This is a genomic window from Anaerolentibacter hominis (assembly GCF_032380675.1).
Lineage (GTDB): Bacteria > Bacillota > Clostridia > Lachnospirales > Lachnospiraceae > Anaerolentibacter > Anaerolentibacter hominis.
Genome location: NZ_JAWDIX010000001.1, coordinates 1,435,070 through 1,458,131, shown reverse-complemented (window position 1 = coordinate 1,458,131; position 23,062 = coordinate 1,435,070). Strand labels below are relative to the sequence as shown.

Sequence of the window (23,062 nt, the reverse complement as noted above, 5' to 3'; positions counted from 1 at the left end):
TGTGGTATTATGGTCTTAACGGGGCCGAGTCTTTGAAGAGAGGATGGCATGGTTAACATGTTTAATAAGTTTTTGAACTATTTACGGTTAAACGATGAAGATGAATTTGATGATTATGATGAATACGAAGATGAGGTAAACAGAGAGAGAGAGCTGGAAGAGCGCAGGGCCAGGGCGGCACAGCGTTCCCAGAGAAAACGCGACCGGTACGAGGATGAGGACCGGTATGAGAGAGAAGAACCCAGAAGAGAGCGGAGAGACAGGGATTATAATCGTAATTATTCTTCCAGAGATAGAGATACCCGAACTGCCGACCGGGATGCCAGGGCAGCCGCAGGGGAGCGTACTTCCTCCCGGGCAGAACAGCGCGGCAGACAGCAGGAGGCAGAAGAGCGGACAAGCCGCAGGGGCAGTACCAGAATGGAACGTACAACCAATAATAAGATCGTTCCGATCCGTACTACTTCCCACGGCATGGAAGTCTGCATCATCAAGCCAACTACCTTTGGCGATTCACAGGATATTTGTGACATGCTGTTAAACGGACGAGCTGTTATTGTAAATCTGGAGGGTTTTGATCCAGGCGAAGCACAGCGTATTATTGATTTTGTGTGCGGCAGTGTGTATGCAATGAATGGAAAGCTGCATTCCGTAGCAAAGTATATTTTCATTTTCTCACCGGCTTCTGTAGATATTTCAGGAGATTTCGCCGAGTTTTTCCAGGAGTCCGGATTTGGAGTACCTACCTTTAATAAAGAATTCTAATTCGTACAGACAAACAGAGAGATGAGCAGAGGCAGAGATTGAATATAGGAAAAGAAGATCAGCTGTTTTTAAACAGACTGAGGGAATTGACAGCATTTACGGACCGTAAGGGAATTCCATTTTACACCGGATTTCTTGGGCTGCATGAACAGAGCCTGTTTCATTCGGCAGAGCATGAGATACGCCCGCCAGTCCGTTTCCGTCTGTTCGGGGGATATGGACAGGCCGAGAGACAGATGGTGTGTTTTTATAATGAGGATACGGGGATTGAACCGGATTTTCCCATACACACGGTGCTGGTAAGCACTCTGGACGCCAAGTTTGGGGAGAAGCTGACCCACAGGGATTATCTGGGGGCTATATTGAATCTTGGCCTGGATCGCAGCGGTATCGGCGATATTCTCGTTATGGAGAAGTGCGGTTATATATTCTGTACCGCTAAATTATCAGCGTTTCTGGAAGAAAATCTGCTTCGAATCCGCCATACATGCGTTTCCTGTCATACGGTTGAATTTACAGAAGCTGATTATACTCCTGAGACGGAGATCATTACCGTAACGGTCGCTTCCGCCCGTCTGGACGCGGTGCTGGCCGCCGTCTATCATGGTGCGCGTACACTGCTTGCTTCTTATATCAGCAGCGGAAAAGTTTTTGTGAATGGGAAACAGATTGATTCTAACAGTTTCCAGTTGAAAACGGACGATGTTGTATCCGTCCGGGGACTTGGCAAGTTTATATACAGAGGGGTTACCGGGCAGACCAGGAAGGGGAGGCTCGGTATCGAAATACAAAAATATGTGGGATAAAATCTGGAGGTAGATACCATGTTAACGCCAATCGACATTCAAAACAAGTCTTTGAAAGCTGGACGGGGCTACAAGAAAAAAGATGTGGATTCCTTTATCGCGGAATTGTTTCAGGACTACGAAGCACTGTATAAAAAGAATCTGGAGCAAAAAGACAAAATTTCTGTGCTCTCAGAGGGGATTCAGTACTACAAGACGATGGAAAAGACCATGCAGGGAGCCCTTCTTTTGGCTGAAAAGACAGCGGAGGAAAGCAGGAAATCTGCAGATGATAAGGCTGCGGGAATCATTGAAAATGCCACAAACCGTGCCAGAATGATTATAGCAGATGCAAAGAATGAATTGAAATCACTTGAAACGAAGTCTCAGAAATTAATCCAGGAGTACGAGCATTACCGTTTAAATTTCAAGCATTTATTAAAGACGCAGTTAGAGCTGCTGGAAAGTGACAATTATAAACTGTACTCTATGACGGATACCTTTTCCCGTCTGGAGGAACAGGCTCTGACCGAAGTGGCTCTGGCTCATGAGGATTTGAACGAGGAAGAGCCGGAACCTGCACAGATTGCCGAAGAGGATGAGGAAAGTGCAGCGAGAGAGGATGACTTTTCAGACGTTTCTGAGGAGGAAGAGGAGAAAGAAGAGGGAGAAATCTCCATTAAAGAATTATTAGATGGGTTCCGCGGGGAGCATCACCAGGAGGAGCCGGCCCCAGAGCAGGAAGTTTCCGGTGAAAGGGAGATAGAGCAGGGGCTACAGGCAGATGCTGCGGCTATTATGAATATGCTGCATAAGCTGGACGATGAGGAGCCTTCCGATGCGGAAGCGGTTGAGAAAACAGAAGAGGAACATTAAATTACATATCAGACTGGATGATGGCTTGATTCATTCCAGATACCGGAATCTTAGTTCCAGGAACACGGGAGCTAAGATTCTTTTCACGGATAACAGGCAGGGAGGACATGTATGAGTAAAACAATAACCATTCATTACAAGGAAGCGCCGATTTATGATATTACGATAGAAAAAGATTTTCATGCTCTGGCAGAGTCTTTAAAGGGGCTGGAGTTAAAGACCTGCAAAGTCTGTATTATTGCGGACTCAAACGTGGCAAAACAGTATGCCGGCGAGGCGGGAAAAACGCTTCTTCCGGCTGTTTCAGAAGTGAATACTTTTGTTTTTCCGGCAGGCGAAGAATCCAAAAATTTAAATACAGTGATGGATGCATATGAGTTCCTGATCCAGCATAAATACGACAGAAATGATGTCATTATCGCTCTGGGCGGAGGTGTGACAGGAGATTTGGCTGGATTCACCGCCTCTACTTATTTGAGAGGTGTGAGAGTAGTGCAGATTCCTACCTCCCTTCTGGCCATGGTAGACAGCAGTATCGGCGGTAAAACCGGGGTGGATTTCAATGCTTATAAAAACATGGTTGGAGCTTTTCATCAGCCCAAAGCCGTTTATATGAATCTGTCCGCTCTGCTTACGCTCAGTGAAAAGCAGTTTAATTCAGGCTTTGCAGAGGTAATCAAGCATGGTCTTCTGGAAGATGCGCCTCTTTATAACTGGATGAAAGAAAATCGGGCGGCTCTTATGGACAGAGACCTGTCCGCTCTGGAAGAAATGATCCATCGGAGCTGTCTGGACAAAAAGCGGATCGTGGAAGTTGATCCCCTGGAAAAGGCAGAGCGTGCTTTGCTGAACCTGGGGCATACACTGGGACATTCCATTGAAAAACTGATGGATTTTAAATTGCTTCACGGTGAATGTGTTTCCATCGGTACGGTTGCCGCAGCCTATCTATCCATGAGACGGGGTATGATAACAGAAAACGCACTGGAAGATATCATAGAAACATTTCGTAATTATAAGCTGCCTGTCAGTATCTCGGGTTTAAAACCGGCAGACATTCTGGCTGTGTCCAAAAGCGATAAAAAAATGGAGGCCGGCCATATCAAATTTATTCTTCTCAAACAGGTCGGAAGAGCAGTTATGATGAAGGATATTACGGATCAGGAACTGTTGGCGGCAATCGATTTTATATCGGTTCCATAAAGGAAAGGCAGGTATTTGATCCATGAAAAAGAAACTGGGTTTACTCTTGATTCCTCTCCTGGTCCTGATTGATCAGCTGACCAAACTATATGCAAAAACCTATCTCCAGGAGCACGGTCCGGTTACGGTTATCAAAGGGGTATTTCAGTTCCGGTATCACACCAATTCCGGCGCGGCCTGGGGCATGCTGGAAGATCGGATCTGGCTTTTTGTATTGATTACACTGGCGGCTCTGGTGCTGCTGGGCATTATATATTTCCGCCTTCCCGCACAACGGAAATTTGTCCCGATACAGATTATCCTGTTGTTTATTGTGTCAGGGGCGGTCGGCAATTTGATTGACCGGGTGTCTTATCATTACGTGGTGGATTTTTTGTATCTGGAGCTGATTGATTTTCCGATTTTCAATCTGGCGGACTGTTACGTGACGATGTCCATAGCCGTACTTGTTATTCTGATGATATTTAAATATAAAGAAGCGGACATTGACGTTTTGTTTTCCAAAAAGGAACAGACAGACCACAAGCAGGAACTAAAAGATGAATGAAATAACACTGACCGTAGAAGAGGAGCAGGCCGGAAACCGGATTGACCGCTATCTGGCCGATCAGCTGGCCGATTTATCCCGCAGTTTTATTCAGAAACAGTTTAAGGACGGTATGGTCACCGTAGATCGTAAGCCGGTGAAAGCAAATTACCGGATACAAGCCGGTGAAGCCGTTTCTTTTACCATGCCGGAAATTCGGGAACCGGAGATCCTGCCGGAGGATATCCCTTTAGACATTTTGTACGAGGATGGGGATGTTATCGTCATAAATAAGCCCAAAGGCATGGTTGTCCACCCTGCGGCGGGACATTACAGCCATACTCTGGTAAACGCGCTGTTGTATCACTGCAAGGACAGTCTGTCCGGCATAAACGGCATTCTGCGGCCCGGCATTGTCCACCGCATTGACATGGATACCACCGGAGTTCTGGTGGCCTGCAAAAATGACAGAGCCCATCACAGCCTGGCGGCTCAGCTGAAAGAACATTCAATTACTAGAAAATACAATGCAATTGTATATAATATTCTCTCGGAAGACGGGACGGTCAATGCTCCAATCGGGCGGCATCCCACCGACAGAAAAAAAATGGCCGTGAACTACAGCAATGGCAAGGAGGCAGTTACTCATTATCACGTAGTAGAAAATCTGGGCGGCAGGTATTCTTATATCGAATGTCAGCTGGAAACGGGCCGTACTCACCAGATCAGAGTTCATATGGCCAGTATTCATCATCCGCTGCTGGGTGATGAGTTATATGCTTCCGGAAGGGCCAGACTGCCGTATTCCCTCCAGGGTCAGGTGCTGCATGCAAGAATATTGGGCTTTATCCATCCCACAACGCAGCAATATATGGAGTTTGAAGCCCCTTTGCCGGAATATTTTACAAATTTATTACGAATTTTACGAGGTTAGTAAGACTTTTGCCCGGAGATGTTACAATTTCCGGGCAAAAGTCTTGACAAAGTCATTCTAGCCGTGTAGTATAGAGGCATACACGTTATTATAGGGGTGTAGTATGCCTGCAGAGAAGAGTTGAAAATCACCATTTTATCTTGTATTTTTTTGTATAGCATTTACATTTGTTACTACAGGAATATAAAAAATAAAGGAATGAATTCGACAATTTTCTACAGATAGAGTAAAGTATTTGTGGGGTACTGACGGTGAAGGAATTGAGGCTGCACGAAGGCGAATTGAATGTAATGGAGCTGCTTTGGTCCAACAAGGTTTTAGCAGCCAGAGACATTGCAAAGATAATCAAAGAATACATCGGATGGGAAAAGAATACGACCTATACCGTAATTAAACGATTAATCGAAAAGGGTGCGGTTATTCGTGAGGACCCGGGATTTATGTGCAAGGCCGCGGTCAATAAGCAGGCGGTTCAGAGAATTGAGACGGATGCGCTGATATCCAAAATGTATAATGGCTCCGTTGAGAATTTCATTCAGCAGTATCTCAGATTTCAGGATTTATCACCTGCAGCAATATTGCAGCTGGAGCAGATCATCAGTGAACAGAAGTTTTAAACGTTTGGATCATTGGCCGGCAGGCAGGTGAGTACAGGTATTCTTCGTTATAGTTATTGTTCTATCTATTCGCAAAACACAAGTTTAACGAAGACTTCCTGCTATTTAACATTGAGTTTCTTCATCTTTTATTATATTTGTTTTTCCTTATATAGGCCGGGGCTTTTGTCCCGGCCTATATTAAATCTTAGGCCACGGAAGGCTGTTCTTTGTAATTCCTTTCTTTCATTGAAATACTACTTGTCATCAGCCGCCAGTCACTGTATGATTGTATTGCTGTGATATTTTATTTGAGGTACACGTTATGAAAAAAACGAAGGGACTGAAATTATACAATCTGATTTTTCCCCTATGGATCTTATGGCTGATTCCTGCAGCATGGCTTGTGGTACTGCCGGCGAATCTGTTCATTGATTTTGTTGTCATTATTCTCACCATGAGGCGCCTGCATTTACCTGATCGCTCCCGGCTGACAGGGAAAATATTGTTTCCCGCCTGGGGATATGGTTTTCTGGCTGATTTTGCCGGTACCGGAATGATGTTTGTGGCGGACAATGTAGATGCTTTTCGAACTATATTTAACTGGAATACATATAATCCTCTGGATAATCTTTTTTCATTCCTGTGGACTGCTTTATCTGTTTTAATCGCAGGCCTCTGTATTTATTTTTTTAACTTAAAGCTGGTACTCAATCAAGTAGAATTTGATATTGCGTCCAGAAAAAAGATTGCTCTTTCCCTGGCTGTTTTTACCGCTCCGTATTTCTTCTTTCTGCCCACAGAATTATTTTTTTAGGGCAGCGTCGATGGACACAGTCACAAAATAATTAAATGAAGGTGTTAATAACAAATGATAGGTTTAGGAACGATAATTAATACTGCCGGAATTATCATAGGCGGACTGATCGGGTTACTGTTTGGCCGGTTTATAACGAAACGGTTTCAGGATACATTGATGAAAGCCACCGGCGTCTGTGTTATGTTTGTAGGGATGGGCGGCGTGATGGAAAAAATGCTGGCTGTCAGCGGAGACCGGCTTACATCCGGGGGCGCTCTGATGATGATCGGCAGCCTGGCCATTGGTTCACTCCTGGGAGAATGGCTCAATATTGATCTTCGTATGGAGCAGTTTGGGGAATGGCTGAAGATTAAAACCGGCAACAGCGGGGATGCGAAATTTGTGGAGGGCTTTGTCACAGCTTCTCTTACTATTTGTATTGGAGCTATGGCGGTTGTAGGTTCTATTCAGGATGGTCTTACAGGGGAGTATTCCGTCCTTGCCCTGAAGGCTGTGCTGGATTTGATTATTATATTGATCATGACCTCCTCGTTGGGAAAAGGCTGCATCTTTGCTGCCATACCAGTTGCAGTTTTTCAGGGTTCCGTCACCCTTCTGGCAAGATTGATTGAACCGCTGATGATTCCGGCAGCTCTTGACAATCTGTCTTTTGTGGGTTCCATTCTGATTTTCTGCGTAGGCGTCAATTTAATTTGGGAAAAGAAATTTAAAGTGGTTAATATGCTGCCGTCTATTGTGGTGGCTGTGATCTGGGCTTTGATAGCCAGTCTGTAGCGTTTTGCTAAATATCGAAAAAAAGCCTCTCTGAAAAGAATTAATCTTTTCAGAGAGGCAAAACCAAACCCGAAGTTTAGAATCAATCTAAAACACTGAGTAAGTTTTTCACTTCTTTTTTTGCATTTGTTCCCGTACGGTTAAAGCTGTCATAACGGAAGAACATGTATCCGTCTACCTCTCCGGTCCCTCTCCCATACAGAACCTGGCGTTTCAGCTGATCGGTATCGGTTGCCCATTCACCGCCCACACTCTTCTCTCCTGCCCGGTATGTGGCAATTCCAATGTATACATTAACCGTTTCACTGGTCCTGATACTCAGCCAGCGGTCAACCGTTTCATCGTAAGGGCAGACCGAATGACTGAAATCCCAGTAAACCTGAGGGCAGATATAATCAATATAGCTGGAAGAAGCCATCCAGGTCTTAACATCTGCATAATAACTGCTGTTGGAATATAAGTTATCAATATTACCGGCCGGGCTGATTCCGAATACAACGGAGGAATCAATATCTTTAATTTCTTTATATATTTTTTTAATTAAAGTGTTGATATTGCCGCGGCGCCAGTTGACAATGGATTTTGCAGCTGTGCCTTTTTCTTCACATTCCTTCTGATAGGCTTTATACTCCGTAGCATCAAAATTGCTCTTATAGGCGGTTCCCAGGTTAGGATAAAAATAATCATCCATGTGAATACCGTCTACATCATAATTCTGAACGATCTCTTTGATACCATTTATAATCAGCTTCTGCGCATCGGCGGAAGCCGGATTCAAATAGTGCTTACCGCCATACTGCAGTACGTTTCTGGCTGTTTTCTTGCCTTCACTCCAGATTTTCGCCTGATTGTCATCGGACAGATCATCATACGTCATATAACCGCCGTCTGTTACACGAAACGGATTTACCCATGCGTGAAGCTCTAATCCGCGCTCATGGGCAGCTTCTACCATATATTCCAGAGGATCATACCCTGGATCTACACCCTGTGTTCCTGATACAAAGCGGGACCAGGGATAATACTCCGACTGATACAGGGCATCGCTGAACGGTCTCACCTGGACGATAACTGCGTTCATGTTCAGATCGACGACCCGGTCAAACATGGTATCAATTTTATCTTTAAACGCCTTTTCCTCATAGCCGTTCTTTGAGAACTCAAGGTAAGAGATCCAGACGGCTCTCAGTTCCAGCTGTACCTGGAAGGGATACAGTGTTGTATTGCCCGCTTCATCCTCCGCCAGTATCGTATACTCTCCGGATTCTGTAATCTCAGCGCTGCCGGCTGTCACATCCTGAGCGCTCTCCCACTGTTTGTCTGTGGCCTTATCAACCGTTCCTGGGGTTAACAGAAGTTTGGCTATACCAGAATCGGAATCCTCCGCATCGATCGTCAGCGTTCCTTTCTGATTCATAACGGTGTAATCTGCTGAATTTACAACAGGTTCTGTTTTATCGATATTTTTAACCTGAAATGTTTTTAATGTCTGATTGCCCGCCTTATCCGTTGCCAGGAAGGAATATACGGCATTTTTCTTTACAGTCACTGAACCGCTTCCGTCCTTCAGGTTCAGGACCTTGCCGTCTTTTTCCACCGCTGCCGCATCTTTTTTACTGGTCAGATATTTCACTTCTTTTATGCCGGAATCGGCGTCGCCTGCTGTAACCGTCAGCTTTACACTGCCGTTGGTATAAGCGGTTTTATTTGCCTTGATAGTGATCTCAGGCACGGTTTTATCAATATTGGAAACCGTCACCTTCTTCGTCGTTACATTCCCGGCTTTATCCTTTGCATAAAATGTATATGTACCGTTTTTCTTAATAGTAACGCTGGCTGTTGATTTGGATAATTTCAGCGTTGTACCTTCCTTGGAAAAATAGGAAGCTGTCCTGGACCCGCTGGCCCATTTTACTTTGCTGATTCCGGATGCATCCGTAACCTTAAGAGTGATTTTAATACTCTTATTCGTAGGGGTTTCTTTACTCATTGTGACCTTCACTGTAGGTTTTTTGGTATCCTTCTTTGCTGCGTCGGCCGTTTTTCCCTGGCCGAGCAGCGTAAAGATACAAAGAGCCATAAGCAGAAGCCACTTCATGCTGTGTCGTTTCATATTGTGCCTGCCTCCCTGTTGTTTTACTATCTTATTAACGTTGTGTCGGATATGCTGCAAATAACTGTTCTACCACATCAAACAATGCCTGTGCTGTCGTTCTCTGGAAGGATTCCTTCTTGAATTTAGCCAGATCCGAGGAGTTGGTCATATATCCCAGTTCGATCAGAACAGCAGGTACCGAATTATATTTTGTCACCACATAGCCAGCCTGACGGATCGGATTGGTCCGGTGATTAATATCGATCATGTCCGGAAGCCGTTCTTCAATAAATTCAGCCATCTTCTTGCTGGTCAGACCGTTATAAATAGGTGAATTATTGTTGCTGGAGTAATATACCTCCAAACCGTTGACAGCGGCTGATCCGGTATAGGAATTCAAGTGCAGGCTGATGAAGTAGTCAGCGTTTACTTCCTCCGTAAAAGCAGCACGTTCGTACAGATCTACTTTAACATCGGTAGTTCTGGTCCAGTATGCCTTAATGTCGGAACTGTTGAAGATCTCCTTTCCGTAAGTATATAGGATATTCTGGACGACATCTTTTTCATTTACGCCGCCTTTTACACTTCCCGGATCGGTTCCGCCGTGGCCGGCATCCAGAACGATGATCTTGTCAAATATTTCATCGGGGTCACCGATTGTAATGCCGATCCCATTATCAGTCTGGCTCAGACGGTATCCCTGCACCCTGGAACAGTCTATATTGATAACCGTATTATAACCGTCGAAGCTCATGAATGTATTCGTAACATTCTCACCCAGTACCGTGACCGGATTGGCATTGTAAAAGCTCAGATAGTCTCCCGGTATCTTAATCTGTATTCTTTTCTTCAGGTATAAATCTTCGTCGGTTATACTGGAGTAACTCACTCCTGTCGGAAGAGGAATAACCGATTTTTTCGTATCCTCATAAAAGCTGATTAACAGCCCGTCGGACATTGCCGTTGCCTTAAATGGCACTCCATCCTTCTTTGTTATTGTAATAACCGTGTTATTCCCATTTTGAATGATCATAAGGTTGTTCAGATAATACTGAGAGTTAATGATCTGATTCACATTCCCCAGGGCATTAACCGTATTTTTCAGGGTTACATAAACATGGGAAGAATCATTGGTTATATCATAATCAAAGGAGCTTATACCGTTCAGCCGGACGTACTCGTAGGTGGATGTGGCGCCTGCGCTGGCTTCTGTGAGATAATCCCTGTAAACGGTCACGGTAAGGCTGCAGCGGTCCGGTGACAATGACAGTTCATACGTAAGTTTCCCGGCCTCATTGGCATTGATATATACAACAGACGAATTGGATGTGGACACGCCGGCTGTATTGACATATTTAATCAGCGTATTGTTATAGTTATAGACTTCATCCGATGTTGTTGTATTCGCCAGATTAATGGATAAGATACCATTTGCGTTTGCAGTGGCCGATATATTTCCCATAGGCATACTTGTACGAATGATATACTGCTCACTCTTCTGTCCGGATGCCCCTTCCGTCACATTTATGATGGAAGCGGTCTGCGTATTAGCAGAGGCAATCTCTGCCGTATCTTTCAGGCCCTTAATCTTATTGACTTCGGCCGCGAAGGAAAGTTCCGGTGAGGCGGTCAGATAAACGGTAGTAGGAATTACGGTGATGTCGCCGCCGCCATTATCAGAACCCGGCTTTGTGATAGTAGAAAGTCCTGAGGAGGCATTCCACTCATACTCATAGCCCAAACTATTAGCCGTAAATCTTCCAGGCACCATGACATAGCCTGTTCCTTCCTCATTCTTGATCACCCTGGCTTTGGTATCCATCGTTTTGGCAATACCGTTCACATAAGCGGTATCGCTGTTCATGGTAAAGATAACTGTATTGCCGTTCAGCGTCAGTGTGAGCACCTTCGAGGCTGAGTTATAATTATAGTCCGCTCCCATTGCGGTGGCAAATACTTGTTTAGCGCGAAGCAAAGCCGTGTTGTCAATGATAATAGAAGGCATAGCCCCCGTTGAAAGCTTTTTGCCAAATACACTTACCTTCCCCCGGGTTCCGGTATAATCCTTCCAGGAGCCGTCATAATAAATCTTAAGTCCCTCGTATTCCGGGTCCTCTTCTTCCGGATCTTCCGGCGGTTCTTCCCCTGTGTTTTCTGTGATATAGGCCGTCTTCTTACTGCTGTCCCACTTGTAATTTAATCCAAATGCCTCGCAGGTAAATTCACCGGGAACCATAACATATCCGTCCCCGTCTGCATTCTTAATAACTCTCGCCTCCGTTGACATCGTCTGTTTCTCACCGTCAACATAGGCCGTTTTGCTGTCCATGGTAAATTCAACTGTAGTCGCTCCATCTGTTAACAGCAGCGTTTTCTCAGAAGAATCATACTCATAGGTCAACTTCAGGGCTCCTTTAAATATCTGGTTCGCCCGGATCATAGTCGTATTGTCTATAATCAGCAGAGGCAGAGCCTTTGTGGACTGTACCTTGCCGAATACGCTGACCTGGCCCTGGGTGCCGGTATAGGTCTTCCAGGCGCCGTCATAATAAATCTTAAGGCTGGCGGCCTGTTTCTTTCCTGATAAGGAGACCGTGCCGCTGCCGGCGTTCCATTTATAGTCCACCCCGAGCCCCTCAGATACAAAGCGGGAAGGCACATAGATTTTCGTCGTCTTTGTACTGTAAAAATAAATCTTCATGGGAGCTACGGAAAGTGTATCCTTCTTTCCATTTATGTAAGCAGTCTTGCTTCCAACCTTCAGTTCCACCGTATTATCATTGAACTTAATGACAATTTTACCGCTGGAGCTGGTATATTTGTACGTTCCGCCCAGTGCTTTCTGGAATACATCCTTTGCACCCACCATTGCCGTGCCGTTAACCAGCAGGCCGGGCGTGTTATACTTCTTGCTCTTTCCGTTTACCTGATACTTAATCTGCGTCCCTTTGTAATCCTGCTTCTTGCCGTCGTATTTTATTTTCAGAGTTGCCGCCGATGCGGTAGCGACCGGCAGAACACAAATAAAAAGCAGTGACAGGATTAGCAATGGTTTCTTCCAGTTCTTCATTTTCACTCTCTCCTTGGTGTGATTTATGACGCTCGAACGGTAACGTCATACTCAGATGTTGTCTTTTCCGACCGGCAGAACGGAACAAAGAATGTAGCAGAAGCACATTCCCGCGCCGAGGTTCTGCTTAAAAGATATCCCAGAAAAAAACGGTCGTTTTCACGAACCGTGGTTCAGGAATTCACTATCAGTATCTTATAAATCAAACATGTCACAAATTAGTCAAAAATATTATTTTTTCCGGCCACATATGCCAGCCTTTTGAACTTAACATAGAATACCAGAGAAAGCAAAGAAATTATTCTTAATTATTATGAAGGCCGGTCAACCCCACAATTGCTTGCACTTTTACCTGTGATTCGCTAGAATAACTATATTGTAACTTTATCGTCTATTCTATGAAGGGTTTGATAAACAACATGAAATTACAAAGACTTCTCAGTCTGACACGGTGCGCCGTGGACGACTTTCAAATGATACAGGCAGGTGATAAGATTGCGGTAGGCATCTCGGGGGGAAAAGACAGTCTGACGCTGCTCCATGCCCTTTCCGGTCTGAAACGCTTTTATCCCAACTCCTTTGAGCTGGTGGCTATCGCTGTTCATCTGGGATTTGAGGGACTGGATCTGGCCCCTGTGGCCGCTCTGTGTGAAGAGCTTCAGGTTCCGTTTTATGTGGTTGAAACACAGATTGCATCCATCGTATTTGAACGGAGGCAGGAGTCCAATCCCTGTTCTCTCTGTGCCAAGATGAGAAAGGGTGCCTTTAACCGCAGGGCAGTTGAACTGGGCTGCAATAAAATTGCCTATGCCCATCATATGGATGATATGGTGGAAACAATGCTGATGTCTATGATCTTTGAGGGGCGTTTTCATACCTATTCACCTGTCACGTACCTGGACCGGATGGATATCACATTGATCCGCCCTCTCTTCTATTTGCATGAGACAGATATTATAAACTTTAAGAAGAACTATCAGCTCCCTGTGCAGAAAAATCCCTGTCCCGTGGATGGACATACCAAGCGGGAATATATCAAGGAACTGGTAAAACGGCTGGAGGCAGAAAATCCCGGTACCAGAGAACGGATTTTCCACGGTATTCTGGATACTTATAAACCGGTTTGGGAAGAAAAGAGGGAAAGCATTGGAACGGAATTATCATGATCAGGTTACTATTAAGAATGAATTGAAGCTGCGCGAACTACAAAAGGATCTGCCCCGGTTCGCGGGAGAATTTTTCCGCGGTATTGAACCCACTACTTCTTCCCGGACCCGGATTGCCTATGCCTACGATCTGATTGTTTTTTTCAACTATTTAAAGCAGAATAATCCTTCCCTGAAAAATACGGAAGTTCAGGATCTGAAAGTATCGGTTCTGGATCAGATTAAAGCGATTGATATCGAAGAATATCTGGCCTACTTAAACTACTACCAGAAGGACGGCAGGGAACATATTAACGACGAGTGCGGCAAGAAAAGAAAGCTGATCGCCCTGCGCAGTTTTTACAACTATTTTTACAAGAAAGAGCGGATTACGACCAATCCTGTTGCTCTGGTGGACATTCCCAAGCTGCATCAGAAAGAAATTGTCCGTCTGGATGTGGATGAGGTGGCTGAACTGCTGGATCAGGTAGAGAGCGGTGAGAATCTGACAGAGCGGCAGAAAGCGTATCATGAGAAAACAAAAGCAAGGGATCTGGCGCTGATGACGCTCCTGCTTGGCACGGGAATCCGTGTTTCCGAGTGTGTGGGCCTGGATCTGAATGATGTGGACTTTAAGAATAATGGTATAAAAATCCGCCGGAAAGGCGGATCTGAGACCATCGTCTATTTTGGAGATGAGGCCGCAGACGCGTTGAAGCAATATATGGATCAAAGAAGAAAAATTGCTGCCAAGTCCGGGCATGAGAATGCCCTCTTTCTCTCTATGCAGAATACCAGGCTGACGGTGAAGGCGGTTGAAAATCTTGTCAAAAAGTACTCTCGCCTGGTTACTACAGTAAAGAAGATTACCCCCCATAAACTAAGGAGTACATACGGGACAAACCTCTACCGTGAAACGGGTGATATATACCTGGTAGCGGACGTTCTGGGGCATAAAGATGTTAATACGACCCGAAAGCACTATGCGGCCATCGAGGACAGCCGCCGCCGCAGCGCGGCTAATGTAGTACGGCTTAGAAAAGAAAAGTAGATTGGCAAAAAAGCAGAGCCTCCGTTTCAAACCGGAGGCTCTGCTTTTTCATTATAATTATACTGCATTCATTAGTCTAAGAGTTGTTTTAAAGCCTCTTTCGGCTGAACCCCAACGCTGCGTTTAACTTCAGAACCATTCTTAAACGCAATCACCGTAGGAATGGTAAGTACTCTAAACTGTGCGGCAAGATCCGGTTCTTCATCTATATTGATTTTACCCACAACCACACTGTCTTTTAACTCATCCGCAAGCTGCTCTACTACCGGACCCAGCATTCTGCAGGGACCGCACCATTCTGCCCAGAAATCAACCAGAACAGGTTTATCAGAATTTACTACAACACTCTCAAAATTTTCCTTCGTTATCTTTAATGCCATAAGAAAGCACCTCCATTTATTTTTTCCTCGTTGTTGCATTTACTATATCATTTATTATATACAATGTCAGTAACAATATCACATAACCGGGATATTCCTCAGAAATCCCGTCCAGGAGAAGTTATTTTTCTATGGTGAGACCACAGTCGTAACGGGGAGAAGGATCAAATTCCACCTCTTTTGTCACCGTTTCATAGAGCCGGAATCCGCCGGCCAGATTATAGCAGTCGAATCCATGCTGCTTTAAGATACGGCAGGCAATATAACTTCTCAGACCGCTCTGACAGTTTACATAAATCGTCTTATCCTTATTCAGTTCATCCAGATGGTCCCTTAAGCTGTCAAGGGGAATATTAATCGTTCCCGGAATATGGCCTCTGCCATACTCTGCGGCTGTCCTTACATCCAGCTTCACTGCCCCCTCCTCAATCGAGGGTATATCATTCCAGTAAAACTGTTTCACTTTGCCGGTCATAATATTTTCCCCGATAAATCCGATCATATTAACAGGATCTTTCGCGGATGAAAACGGCGGTGCGTAGCACAGTTCCAGGCCGGTCAGATCGAATACCGTCATCTTCCCTCTGATCGCTGTGGCAATCACATCGCAGCGCTTATCAACGCCTTCAAACCCCACAATCTGAGCTCCCAGGACAAGGCCGTCACTTGCCCGGTACAGCATTTTTACAGCCATATTCGTGGTACCAGGATAGTACCCGGCATGAGCGGCGGAAAATGTATATATCTTCTCATAGTCGATGCCCGCGCTCTTTGCGGCGGTTTCGTTTAATCCAGTGGAGGCTACCGTCATATCAAACAGCCGGAGTACGGATGAACCCTGCGTCCCGTTGTATGTTGAATTCAAACCGCAGATATGATCCGCGGCAATACGGCCCTGCTTATTGGCCGGACCCGCAAGAGGTATATACCCCTCCTGTCCGGTTAGATAATTGCGTATCGCGATCGCGTCACCCACAGCATAAATGTCCGGGTCGGATGTCCGCATAGATTCATCCACCAGTATCGCGCCTCTTTTATTTCGCTCCAGATCACAGTCCTTCGCCAGCTCTGTATCAGGAACAACCCCCAGGGATAAAAGAACCATATCATAGATGATCTCTTCCTCCCCGATCCTGGCGTGTATTCCGTCTGTCTCCGGCTGCAGGCGCTCAACCGGAGTATTCAGTTTTAACTTGATCCCGTTCGAGCGCAGATAATGGTGAACGTCACAGGCCACATCATAGTCCAGAGAAGCGATCAGATGATCCGCCATCTCCGCAATCGTCACCTCAAGGCCGCATTTTTTCAGATTCTCCGCCATCTCCACTCCGATATATCCGCCGCCTGCAATCAGTACATTGGACGGTTTCTGTGTATCAACGAATTCTCTGATGGCATAGGTATCGGGAATATTGCGCAGGGTGAATATCCGGCTGTCCTCAATCCTTGCAAAGCCCGGACGGATCGGCGATGCACCGGGAGAGAGAATCAATTTATCATATGACTCCTCATAGGTTTCTCCATCCTGTTTTCTGACCACTACTTTTTTCTGCTCTTTGTCGATTTTAACAGCTTCACTTCTGACTCTTACATCAATGCGGAACCGGCTGAAGAAGCTCTCCGGCGTCTGCAGCGTCAGGGCGTCCTTATTGGTGATAACACCGCCGATATAATACGGAAGGCCGCAGTTCGCATAGGAAATGTAATCGCCTTTTTCCAGTACAATAATCTCACATTCCTCATTCAGCCTTCTCAGTCTGGCAGCCGCGGAAGCACCTCCGGCAACGCCCCCTATAATAATTACTTTCATAACGTTATACTCCTTTCAGAATGTACAATGAAACAGGAAGAAGAACTTCTGAATGCCCTTCTTTCCCGAATAACCAGAAGCAATAAGCAAACCTCTTTTTGATTTAAGTTTATTATAACTGATCTGAGGCAAAAAAGCAGTAACATTGTCACACAGACAAACAGAAAAAAACTGTAGCATGTCACAGATTACCGTATCTTTCAGACAACTTATCTTGATTATTTCGACAAGAAACAATAAAATAATAGTAATGGTAAATTCTGGGAAATGGGGAGAGGGTTATGCAATATCGTATCGCAATTTGTGATGATATTAATTTTTATATTGATATTATTAAAAGTTATGCTGAAGAATATGCAAAACAGATTTCTGCACAAATTGAAGTGGCTGTTTTCACCGAGGGGGAAGCGCTGATCGCGTCAGACACGGCGAAACACTTCGACATTATTTTTCTGGACATTGAGATGCCCGGTATGGATGGCATTACCATCGGCAAAAAACTGAGAGAAGAAAATCCGGATGTGGTTCTGGTCTATATCACCATACACGATTCCTTCAGCATGGACGCAGCCAACCTTGAGGCTATGTATTATATCGTCAAACCGATTGACCATGACAAAATGTTCCGGGTCCTTCACAATGCGATGACATTGATCCGCGGAAGACAGGCAGAACAGTTAATCCAGAAGAGATTTATTGAGGTGATCTCTGATTATAAAACAATACCATTGGAGCTGACCAAAATTGTCTACATGATCAAATCCCAAAACCGGCTCACGATACGGATGATGGACGGTATAGAATATGTAACCTATGACACGGTGAAAAAGATGATGACCAAGCTTCCAAAAAATCTGTTTTTTCAGGTAAGCGGCTGTCTGATCGTTAATTTATACTACGTGAAATCCATGAAAGCATACCAGCTTACCATCGGGGTAAAAAACTGGAGAGAAATTCATCCGGTCAGCCGGCTTTATTATAAAAAATTGAAAAAGGACTATCTGATATTCCAGAAGAGGCTCACCAGCCGGACGCTCTAATGTACTCTACTGCTTCTTAAAACAACAAAATGGCTCTGTAACAGACCAAACACAGGTCTGCTGCGGAACCATTTTTGTTTTATTACATAGGAAAGTTTGGAGAACTTTCCTATGTTAATATATTACTGCAGTCTTCGGTAAAGGCCGATTACTTTGCCCAGGATCGCCACATCATCCACAATGATCGGAGCCATAAAGTCGTTCTCCGGCTGAAGGCGGAAATGTCCGTCTTCCTTGTAAAAGGTTTTTACAGTCACAGAATCGTCCAGAAGCGCTACTACAACTTCTCCGTTGTCAGCAGACTGCTTCTGCTCTACCATAATGAAATCACCGTCAAAAATACCCTTGTTAATCATACTTTCACCCTTAACCCTGAGCATAAACGTATTCTCTTCCGGTAAAGCCTCCCGCATAACAGGAAAATATCCCTCAATATTCTCCACAGCCAGAATCGGCTGGCCCGCTGTCACCGTGCCTACGATCGGCACATTGACCACGCTTCGTCTGAGTGACGCAAATTCTTCATCCAGCACTTCAATAGCTCTGGGTTTCGTTGGGTCACGGCGAATATAACCGTTCCGTTCCATCGTTTCCAGATGGGAATGGACGGACGAGGTAGACTTTAGATGAACCGCATCGCAAATTTCCCGGACTGACGGCGGATATCCCTTATTCAATATTTCCTGCTTAATAAATTCCAGTATTTCTCTTTGCTTATTGCTGATCTTGCCGTACGCCATACCAGAACCTCCGTTCTTTTTCTTAAAGTATAGCATACCTGTACATGAAATGCAAACCTTTGTTCGTCTTTTTTCTCAAATTTTTCCTGAAAGACTATTCTGCGTCCAGTTCACTTTTCTCTACCATTTTGCCGTCCCTCCAGATTCTCTCCAGATCATAGAAGGCTCTGTCTTCTTTGGAAAATACATGAATAATGATGTCACCGTAGTCCATGAGAATCCAGCTGGCATTTCCCAGACCTTCAATACGCTTAGGGTCAAAGCCTTCCCGGCCCAATACATCTTTTACACTGTCAACCATGGCAGAAACCTGGTTGGGGTTTGTGCCGTTGGCAATCAGGAAATAATCGGCGATTGTGGAGATATCTCCTATTTCAATCACCCTGATATCTTCTGCTTTTCTTTCCTCCAGCGCATCATACGCCAGTCTAACCATTTTCTTCGAATCATTCATCCGCATCTTGCCTCCCTGCTTTTTATTCCTTCCTTTTGTCATGAATCTTTCTATAATAATCATATGCTTCGATTGAGATGGGGTCGATCTCTTTTTCCTGCCCATTCTCATTTCCGCTTAAATAGTTCAGCATATTTTCATAAATCAGATACACCGTTTCATCCAGATCCAGATAGGTCATGGAACGGACACGGACAAGCCCCGGGATCATCTTGCGTTCCGGTTCCATATAGTCTGCTACAAAAATAATCTTTTCCATCAGGCTCATGCCCGGCCTGCCGGTCGTATGCCACGTGACCGCCGATAAAATTTCCTCATCCTCTATAGAAAATTCTTCTGCCCCATAACAGGCAGCCAGCTTTCCATGAAGCAGATAGGGATTTCTCCTCTCAATATCCGATATGGACAAACCATACCGACGGCACTCCGACAATAATTCCTTGTCCGTCAGACATTTTGCGTAGTCGTGCAAAAGAGCGGCGGTCTGTGCCTTTATCAGATCTGCGCCGTAGCGCATGGCGATATTAGCAGCCGTGTACCGAACCCCCAGCGTATGCCGGAACCGCTTATCCGTAATCTTATTTTTCACCTTTTCCTGCAGCTGAGTCAGTGCCGCCATAATCCTTGCCTCCAATTGCCATACTTAGGAACGATAAAGCTTTTCTTTCCGGATATACTCTTCCACCTTTTCCGGGACCAGATACCGGATCGACATTCCATTGCGCAGCCGCTCCCGGATACCCTGTGATGAGATATCCACCTCCGGAATGTCCACAAGACTGATTTCACAGTGATATTTTTCTTTCAGATATTCCGCCTGCTTTTCCAGATTCTCATATAAAAGAGAGTCTCTTCTGGCAACCAGCAGGTGGCACATAGAAAGAATCCTGCCCGGTTCCCGCCAGCTTTCGATCTGAAAGAGGGAGTCCGCGCCTGCCAGGAAATAAATCTGTTCATCCGGGCGCTCCGCTTTCAGCGAGGCAAGAGTATCCACCGTATAGGTAGTCCCCTTCCGCTTCAGCTCATAATCCGAAAGCCTGAAATGACTGTTTCCGGCAATCGCCAGTTCGACCATATCTCTGCGCAGCCTATCCGGCAGTATATCAATATTGATTTTGTGGGGAGGATGCTTGGATGGCATGAAATAAACAGTCTCCAGATCAAACTGCTCATATGCATTCTCCGCCAGGATTAAATGCCCTGTATGGATCGGATTGAAAGTACCGCCCATAATCCCGATTCTTTTCTTCACGATACACCTTACCTGTTTTTTGCCTCCGGCAGCTTAATTTTACGTTTCTCTTCCTGCTTTGCAGGACGATACAGTACGATCTTCTTGCCGATCACCTGCACAACCTGTGATTTGGTTCTCTCAGCCAGAATACCGGCCAGCTCCCCCGGATCGTCCGTACAGTTCTGAAGTACGCTGACCTTAATAAGCTCTCTTGCCTCCAGCGCCTGACTAACCCCCTCCGTCATTTCCGGAGACAAACTGCCTTTTCCGATCTGAAAAATAGGGTCCATCGTCATCGCCAAACCCTTTAAATAAGCTCTCTGCTTACTCGTCATAGTATCCTCCATACTCTCTTCTCTTATGATTTATAATAATCAAACTGAAGTCCATAAACCCGGACGGTATCGCCATCCTGGATTCCCAGTTCTTCCAGCTGGTCCAGAATACCGTTTTCTCTCATAAAGCGCTGGAAAAATTCAAACCCTTTTTCCGACTCCAGATTCGTATAGCCAAGCATACGGTCAACCCTGGGTCCTTCCACCGCATAGAGCCCCTCCGCTTCCTTCACTACACTGAACGGCTCATTTGAATTCATGATAATATCGTCCGGAGTGAATTCCGGTTCAAATACAACCGGGTCCGGGTCCAGCGTCTTTAACAGATCATTTACATAGTACAGAAGCTCCTTAATCCCCTTTTTGCTTACTGCCGAAATGGGAAATACACGAATCCCCTGGGGTTCGAATTCTTCTTTCAGAAGGGTAACAACCGTATCCTCCTCTGTCCCGAAGAACAGATCTGTTTTATTTGCCGCGATTACCTGGGGACGCTTCAGCAATTCCGGATCATAAGAAGCCAGCTCCTGGTTGATGATCTTAATATCTTCAATCGGGTCCCTACCCTCTGAGGATGCCGCATCCACCATGTGAATGATAACCCTGGTACGTTCTATATGACGCAGAAACTCGTGCCCCAGACCGATTCCTTCCGCTGCGCCTTCAATTAGGCCGGGAATATCCGCAATGACAAATCCATCCGTACCGTCCAGATCCACCACACCAAGATTGGGATTGAGGGTGGTAAAATGATAGTTGGCAACCTTCGGTCTGGCATTGGACACCGACGAGAGGAATGTGGATTTTCCCACATTTGGAAAACCAACCAGACCCACATCGGCGATCACCTTCAATTCCAGCATCACGTTCAGCTCCACGCCGGGCTGTCCTGGCTGGGCATATTTGGGCGCCTGCATGGTCGGAGTGGCGTAATTCATATTACCTTTTCCGCCTCTTCCGCCTCTTAACAGAACCACACGGTTATTTTCATGGGACATATCCACGATTACCTTGCCGCTCTCCGCCTCTTTTACAACGGTCCCCGGAGGAACCTTTACTATCATATCCGCGCCATTCGCGCCGTGACAGCGGCGCTTGCCCCCGGACTCACCATTTCCCGCACAGTACTTGCGGATATGGCGGAATTCATTCAGGGTATTGATCCCCTCGTCCACCTCAAAAATAAGGTCTCCGCCTTTTCCGCCGTCTCCGCCGTCCGGCCCGCCTGCCGGTACATAGAGTTCCCGGCGGAAGGATACATGTCCATCTCCGCCGTTTCCTGATCTTATATAAATTTTTGCACGATCTGCAAACATATTATTTTCCTTTCAAAATCTTCACAGAAATAATTTTCTCCATGAAGGAACAAAAGTTCTGTTTTTTTCAAGTACGCCGAGGCATACTTGCTGACAGGATTATTCCCTTAAATTGAAAAAAAGCCCCAATTCATAAAGATTGGGGCTTGTCTTTCATCTTATTCTGCATCCACCGGATAAACAGAAGCCTGTTTTTTATCTCTTCCTTTTCTTTCGAAACGAAGAACTCCGTCAACAAGTGCGAATAATGTATCATCATTTCCGCGTCCTACATTGATGCCCGGATGAATTTTGGTCCCGCGCTGTCTGTAAAGAATATTGCCGGCCAATACGAACTGTCCGTCAGCACGTTTTGCACCAAGTCTTTTTGACTCGGAATCTCTGCCGTTCTTTGTAGAACCAACACCTTTTTTATGAGCAAATAACTGAAGATTCATGTTCAACATAACCTTACACCTCCTTGAGCATAAGCCGAATAAATTCATTCCCATAGGAACTCTCCACATCCTGAAGACCAAGATACAAAGAATTCAATAATAATTCTGACTTCTCACCAAAGCCGTCATCCAACCGAAGATACAAGAAACCATCCTCCCGGTTTTTCACCTGAAAGGAATCCTCCGTCAAAGCCTCAATCGAATTAACCGCATTGATCGTCAATACGGAAACAGCCGCGCACACGATATCAGAACCGTAGTCCTCATATCCCGCATGACCTTCCGCCTGAAATCCGGTAAAAACCTGATCACTGTTTCGGAACATCGTTACCGTAATCATAAAGCCCGCCTCTGGTTATTATGCGTTGATCTTGTCAATCTTAACCTGAGTAAACGGCTGCCTGTGACCATTTTTCTTATGGTAACCGGTTTTTCTTTTATATCTGTAAACAATAACTTTTTTCGCTTTGCCTTCTTTTACTACAGTTGCAGTAACAGACGCACCGGCCACAGTAGGATTCCCTACCTTCATAGAACCATCATTTACAGCTAGTACATTTTCAAAAGTAACGGTCTCATCTGCTGCAACGCCAAGTTTTTCTACTCTAATGATATCGCCTTCTGACACTTTGTACTGTTTTCCACCAGTCGCAATAATTGCGTACATACGGCACCT

25 protein-coding genes are annotated in these 23,062 nt (G+C 45.3%); 12 read left to right on the top strand and 13 right to left on the bottom strand.

Annotated elements, in window-relative coordinates:
* Nucleotides 1-57: 57 nt before the first annotated feature.
* The 9 genes from ABCW47_RS06745 to ABCW47_RS06705 all read left to right on the top strand — a co-directional run bounded on the left by ABCW47_RS06745 (nt 58) and on the right by ABCW47_RS06705 (nt 7,279).
* Nucleotides 58-765, top strand: coding sequence for a cell division protein SepF (locus tag ABCW47_RS06745; RefSeq protein ID WP_343209089.1), 708 nt, complete (start codon nt 58-60; stop codon nt 763-765).
* Between the two features lie 38 nt (nt 766-803).
* Complete coding sequence (locus ABCW47_RS06740; RefSeq protein ID WP_343209088.1) at nt 804-1,571, top strand: YlmH family RNA-binding protein; 768 nt, start codon at nt 804-806, stop codon at nt 1,569-1,571.
* Between the two features lie 18 nt (nt 1,572-1,589).
* Nucleotides 1,590-2,426 (top strand): DivIVA domain-containing protein, encoded by an 837-nt coding sequence (locus ABCW47_RS06735; RefSeq protein ID WP_343209087.1) that lies wholly within the window; start codon nt 1,590-1,592, stop codon nt 2,424-2,426.
* A 111-nt stretch (nt 2,427-2,537) separates the two neighbouring features.
* Entirely contained in the window at nt 2,538-3,629 is a 1,092-nt protein-coding gene (gene aroB / locus ABCW47_RS06730) for a 3-dehydroquinate synthase (RefSeq protein WP_343209086.1), read from the top strand.
* 22 nt (nt 3,630-3,651) lie between these two features.
* Nucleotides 3,652-4,176, top strand: a complete 525-nt coding sequence (lspA, locus tag ABCW47_RS06725; RefSeq protein WP_343209085.1) for a signal peptidase II — start codon at nt 3,652-3,654, stop codon at nt 4,174-4,176.
* The gene (locus ABCW47_RS06720; protein ID WP_343209084.1) at nt 4,169-5,089 is read left to right on the top strand and encodes an RluA family pseudouridine synthase; all 921 of its coding nucleotides are present in this window, start codon (nt 4,169-4,171) and stop codon (nt 5,087-5,089) included. Before lspA ends, ABCW47_RS06720 begins: the two co-directional genes overlap by 8 nt.
* A 251-nt stretch (nt 5,090-5,340) precedes the next feature.
* Complete coding sequence (locus ABCW47_RS06715; RefSeq protein ID WP_343209083.1) at nt 5,341-5,706, top strand: BlaI/MecI/CopY family transcriptional regulator; 366 nt, start codon at nt 5,341-5,343, stop codon at nt 5,704-5,706.
* Between the two features lie 304 nt (nt 5,707-6,010).
* The gene (locus ABCW47_RS06710; protein ID WP_343209082.1) at nt 6,011-6,502 is read left to right on the top strand and encodes a hypothetical protein; all 492 of its coding nucleotides are present in this window, start codon (nt 6,011-6,013) and stop codon (nt 6,500-6,502) included.
* Between the two features lie 54 nt (nt 6,503-6,556).
* Nucleotides 6,557-7,279: a DUF554 domain-containing protein gene (locus ABCW47_RS06705; RefSeq protein WP_343209081.1), complete on the top strand. Its 723-nt coding sequence runs from the start codon at nt 6,557-6,559 to the stop codon at nt 7,277-7,279.
* A gap of 82 nt (nt 7,280-7,361) precedes the next feature.
* Here the strand turns inward: ABCW47_RS06705 and ABCW47_RS06700 are convergent, their stop codons facing one another.
* Nucleotides 7,362-9,392, bottom strand: a complete 2,031-nt coding sequence (locus ABCW47_RS06700) for a family 10 glycosylhydrolase (protein ID WP_343209080.1) — start codon at nt 9,390-9,392, stop codon at nt 7,362-7,364.
* Between the two features lie 34 nt (nt 9,393-9,426).
* Nucleotides 9,427-12,444, bottom strand: a complete 3,018-nt coding sequence (locus ABCW47_RS06695) for an N-acetylmuramoyl-L-alanine amidase (protein ID WP_343209079.1) — start codon at nt 12,442-12,444, stop codon at nt 9,427-9,429.
* A gap of 419 nt (nt 12,445-12,863) precedes the next feature.
* Between ABCW47_RS06695 and ABCW47_RS06690 the strand changes: the two genes are divergently transcribed.
* On the top strand, nt 12,864-13,610 hold the full coding sequence (locus tag ABCW47_RS06690) for a tRNA lysidine(34) synthetase (protein WP_343209078.1): 747 nt from the start codon (nt 12,864-12,866) through the stop codon (nt 13,608-13,610).
* On the top strand, nt 13,591-14,640 hold the full coding sequence (locus tag ABCW47_RS06685) for a tyrosine-type recombinase/integrase (protein WP_343209077.1): 1,050 nt from the start codon (nt 13,591-13,593) through the stop codon (nt 14,638-14,640). Before ABCW47_RS06690 ends, ABCW47_RS06685 begins: the two co-directional genes overlap by 20 nt.
* A gap of 71 nt (nt 14,641-14,711) precedes the next feature.
* Here the strand turns inward: ABCW47_RS06685 and trxA are convergent, their stop codons facing one another.
* Together trxA and ABCW47_RS06675 are read right to left on the bottom strand one after the other, a co-directional pair.
* Nucleotides 14,712-15,059, bottom strand: a complete 348-nt coding sequence (gene trxA / locus ABCW47_RS06680; protein ID WP_343209076.1) for a thioredoxin — start codon at nt 15,057-15,059, stop codon at nt 14,712-14,714.
* An 82-nt stretch (nt 15,060-15,141) separates the two neighbouring features.
* On the bottom strand, nt 15,142-16,830 hold the full coding sequence (locus ABCW47_RS06675) for an FAD-dependent oxidoreductase (protein WP_343209075.1): 1,689 nt from the start codon (nt 16,828-16,830) through the stop codon (nt 15,142-15,144).
* 281 nt (nt 16,831-17,111) lie between these two features.
* Between ABCW47_RS06675 and ABCW47_RS06670 the strand changes: the two genes are divergently transcribed.
* The gene (locus ABCW47_RS06670; protein WP_343209074.1) at nt 17,112-17,870 is read left to right on the top strand and encodes a LytR/AlgR family response regulator transcription factor; all 759 of its coding nucleotides are present in this window, start codon (nt 17,112-17,114) and stop codon (nt 17,868-17,870) included.
* 122 nt (nt 17,871-17,992) lie between these two features.
* Here the strand turns inward: ABCW47_RS06670 and lexA are convergent, their stop codons facing one another.
* The 9 genes from lexA to rplU form a co-directional block, all read right to left on the bottom strand.
* Nucleotides 17,993-18,610 carry a transcriptional repressor LexA gene (lexA, locus tag ABCW47_RS06665; protein WP_343209073.1) on the bottom strand — a complete coding sequence of 206 codons (618 nt, stop codon included), beginning with the start codon at nt 18,608-18,610 and terminating at the stop codon, nt 17,993-17,995.
* A gap of 94 nt (nt 18,611-18,704) precedes the next feature.
* Nucleotides 18,705-19,064 (bottom strand): ribosome silencing factor, encoded by a 360-nt coding sequence (gene rsfS / locus ABCW47_RS06660; RefSeq protein WP_343209072.1) that lies wholly within the window; start codon nt 19,062-19,064, stop codon nt 18,705-18,707.
* A 22-nt stretch (nt 19,065-19,086) separates the two neighbouring features.
* On the bottom strand, nt 19,087-19,683 hold the full coding sequence (yqeK, locus tag ABCW47_RS06655) for a bis(5'-nucleosyl)-tetraphosphatase (symmetrical) YqeK (protein WP_343209071.1): 597 nt from the start codon (nt 19,681-19,683) through the stop codon (nt 19,087-19,089).
* A 24-nt stretch (nt 19,684-19,707) separates the two neighbouring features.
* Nucleotides 19,708-20,316: a nicotinate-nucleotide adenylyltransferase gene (gene nadD / locus ABCW47_RS06650; protein WP_343209070.1), complete on the bottom strand. Its 609-nt coding sequence runs from the start codon at nt 20,314-20,316 to the stop codon at nt 19,708-19,710.
* A gap of 8 nt (nt 20,317-20,324) precedes the next feature.
* Entirely contained in the window at nt 20,325-20,633 is a 309-nt protein-coding gene (gene yhbY / locus ABCW47_RS06645; RefSeq protein WP_343209069.1) for a ribosome assembly RNA-binding protein YhbY, read from the bottom strand.
* 23 nt (nt 20,634-20,656) lie between these two features.
* Nucleotides 20,657-21,949 (bottom strand): GTPase ObgE, encoded by a 1,293-nt coding sequence (gene obgE, locus ABCW47_RS06640; protein WP_343209068.1) that lies wholly within the window; start codon nt 21,947-21,949, stop codon nt 20,657-20,659.
* Nucleotides 21,950-22,107: 158 nt separating this feature from the next.
* Nucleotides 22,108-22,395, bottom strand: coding sequence for a 50S ribosomal protein L27 (gene rpmA / locus ABCW47_RS06635; protein WP_343209067.1), 288 nt, complete (start codon nt 22,393-22,395; stop codon nt 22,108-22,110).
* Nucleotides 22,396-22,399: 4 nt separating this feature from the next.
* On the bottom strand, nt 22,400-22,726 hold the full coding sequence (locus ABCW47_RS06630; RefSeq protein WP_343209066.1) for a ribosomal-processing cysteine protease Prp: 327 nt from the start codon (nt 22,724-22,726) through the stop codon (nt 22,400-22,402).
* A gap of 18 nt (nt 22,727-22,744) precedes the next feature.
* A complete protein-coding gene (rplU, locus tag ABCW47_RS06625; protein WP_343209065.1) occupies nt 22,745-23,053 on the bottom strand; it encodes a 50S ribosomal protein L21 in 309 nt (102 codons plus the stop codon).
* Nucleotides 23,054-23,062 lie beyond the last annotated feature (9 nt).

Coding starts and splice junctions, on each gene's coding strand:
- obgE (WP_343209068.1), bottom strand. CDS start 21,949: ATGTTTGCAGATCGTGCAAAAATTTATATAAGATCAGGAAACGGCGGA.
- ABCW47_RS06670 (WP_343209074.1), top strand. CDS start 17,112: ATGCAATATCGTATCGCAATTTGTGATGATATTAATTTTTATATTGAT.
- rplU (WP_343209065.1), bottom strand. CDS start 23,053: ATGTACGCAATTATTGCGACTGGTGGAAAACAGTACAAAGTGTCAGAA.
- aroB (WP_343209086.1), top strand. CDS start 2,538: ATGAGTAAAACAATAACCATTCATTACAAGGAAGCGCCGATTTATGAT.
- trxA (WP_343209076.1), bottom strand. CDS start 15,059: ATGCAACAACGAGGAAAAAATAAATGGAGGTGCTTTCTTATGGCATTA.
- ABCW47_RS06705 (WP_343209081.1), top strand. CDS start 6,557: ATGATAGGTTTAGGAACGATAATTAATACTGCCGGAATTATCATAGGC.
- ABCW47_RS06720 (WP_343209084.1), top strand. CDS start 4,169: ATGAATGAAATAACACTGACCGTAGAAGAGGAGCAGGCCGGAAACCGG.
- ABCW47_RS06695 (WP_343209079.1), bottom strand. CDS start 12,444: ATGAAGAACTGGAAGAAACCATTGCTAATCCTGTCACTGCTTTTTATT.
- ABCW47_RS06690 (WP_343209078.1), top strand. CDS start 12,864: ATGAAATTACAAAGACTTCTCAGTCTGACACGGTGCGCCGTGGACGAC.
- yqeK (WP_343209071.1), bottom strand. CDS start 19,683: ATGGCGGCACTGACTCAGCTGCAGGAAAAGGTGAAAAATAAGATTACG.
- rpmA (WP_343209067.1), bottom strand. CDS start 22,395: ATGTTGAACATGAATCTTCAGTTATTTGCTCATAAAAAAGGTGTTGGT.
- ABCW47_RS06710 (WP_343209082.1), top strand. CDS start 6,011: ATGAAAAAAACGAAGGGACTGAAATTATACAATCTGATTTTTCCCCTA.
- rsfS (WP_343209072.1), bottom strand. CDS start 19,064: ATGAATGATTCGAAGAAAATGGTTAGACTGGCGTATGATGCGCTGGAG.
- yhbY (WP_343209069.1), bottom strand. CDS start 20,633: ATGACGAGTAAGCAGAGAGCTTATTTAAAGGGTTTGGCGATGACGATG.
- lspA (WP_343209085.1), top strand. CDS start 3,652: ATGAAAAAGAAACTGGGTTTACTCTTGATTCCTCTCCTGGTCCTGATT.
- ABCW47_RS06745 (WP_343209089.1), top strand. CDS start 58: ATGTTTAATAAGTTTTTGAACTATTTACGGTTAAACGATGAAGATGAA.
- ABCW47_RS06675 (WP_343209075.1), bottom strand. CDS start 16,830: ATGAAAGTAATTATTATAGGGGGCGTTGCCGGAGGTGCTTCCGCGGCT.
- ABCW47_RS06735 (WP_343209087.1), top strand. CDS start 1,590: ATGTTAACGCCAATCGACATTCAAAACAAGTCTTTGAAAGCTGGACGG.
- ABCW47_RS06700 (WP_343209080.1), bottom strand. CDS start 9,392: ATGAAACGACACAGCATGAAGTGGCTTCTGCTTATGGCTCTTTGTATC.
- ABCW47_RS06630 (WP_343209066.1), bottom strand. CDS start 22,726: ATGATTACGGTAACGATGTTCCGAAACAGTGATCAGGTTTTTACCGGA.
- lexA (WP_343209073.1), bottom strand. CDS start 18,610: ATGGCGTACGGCAAGATCAGCAATAAGCAAAGAGAAATACTGGAATTT.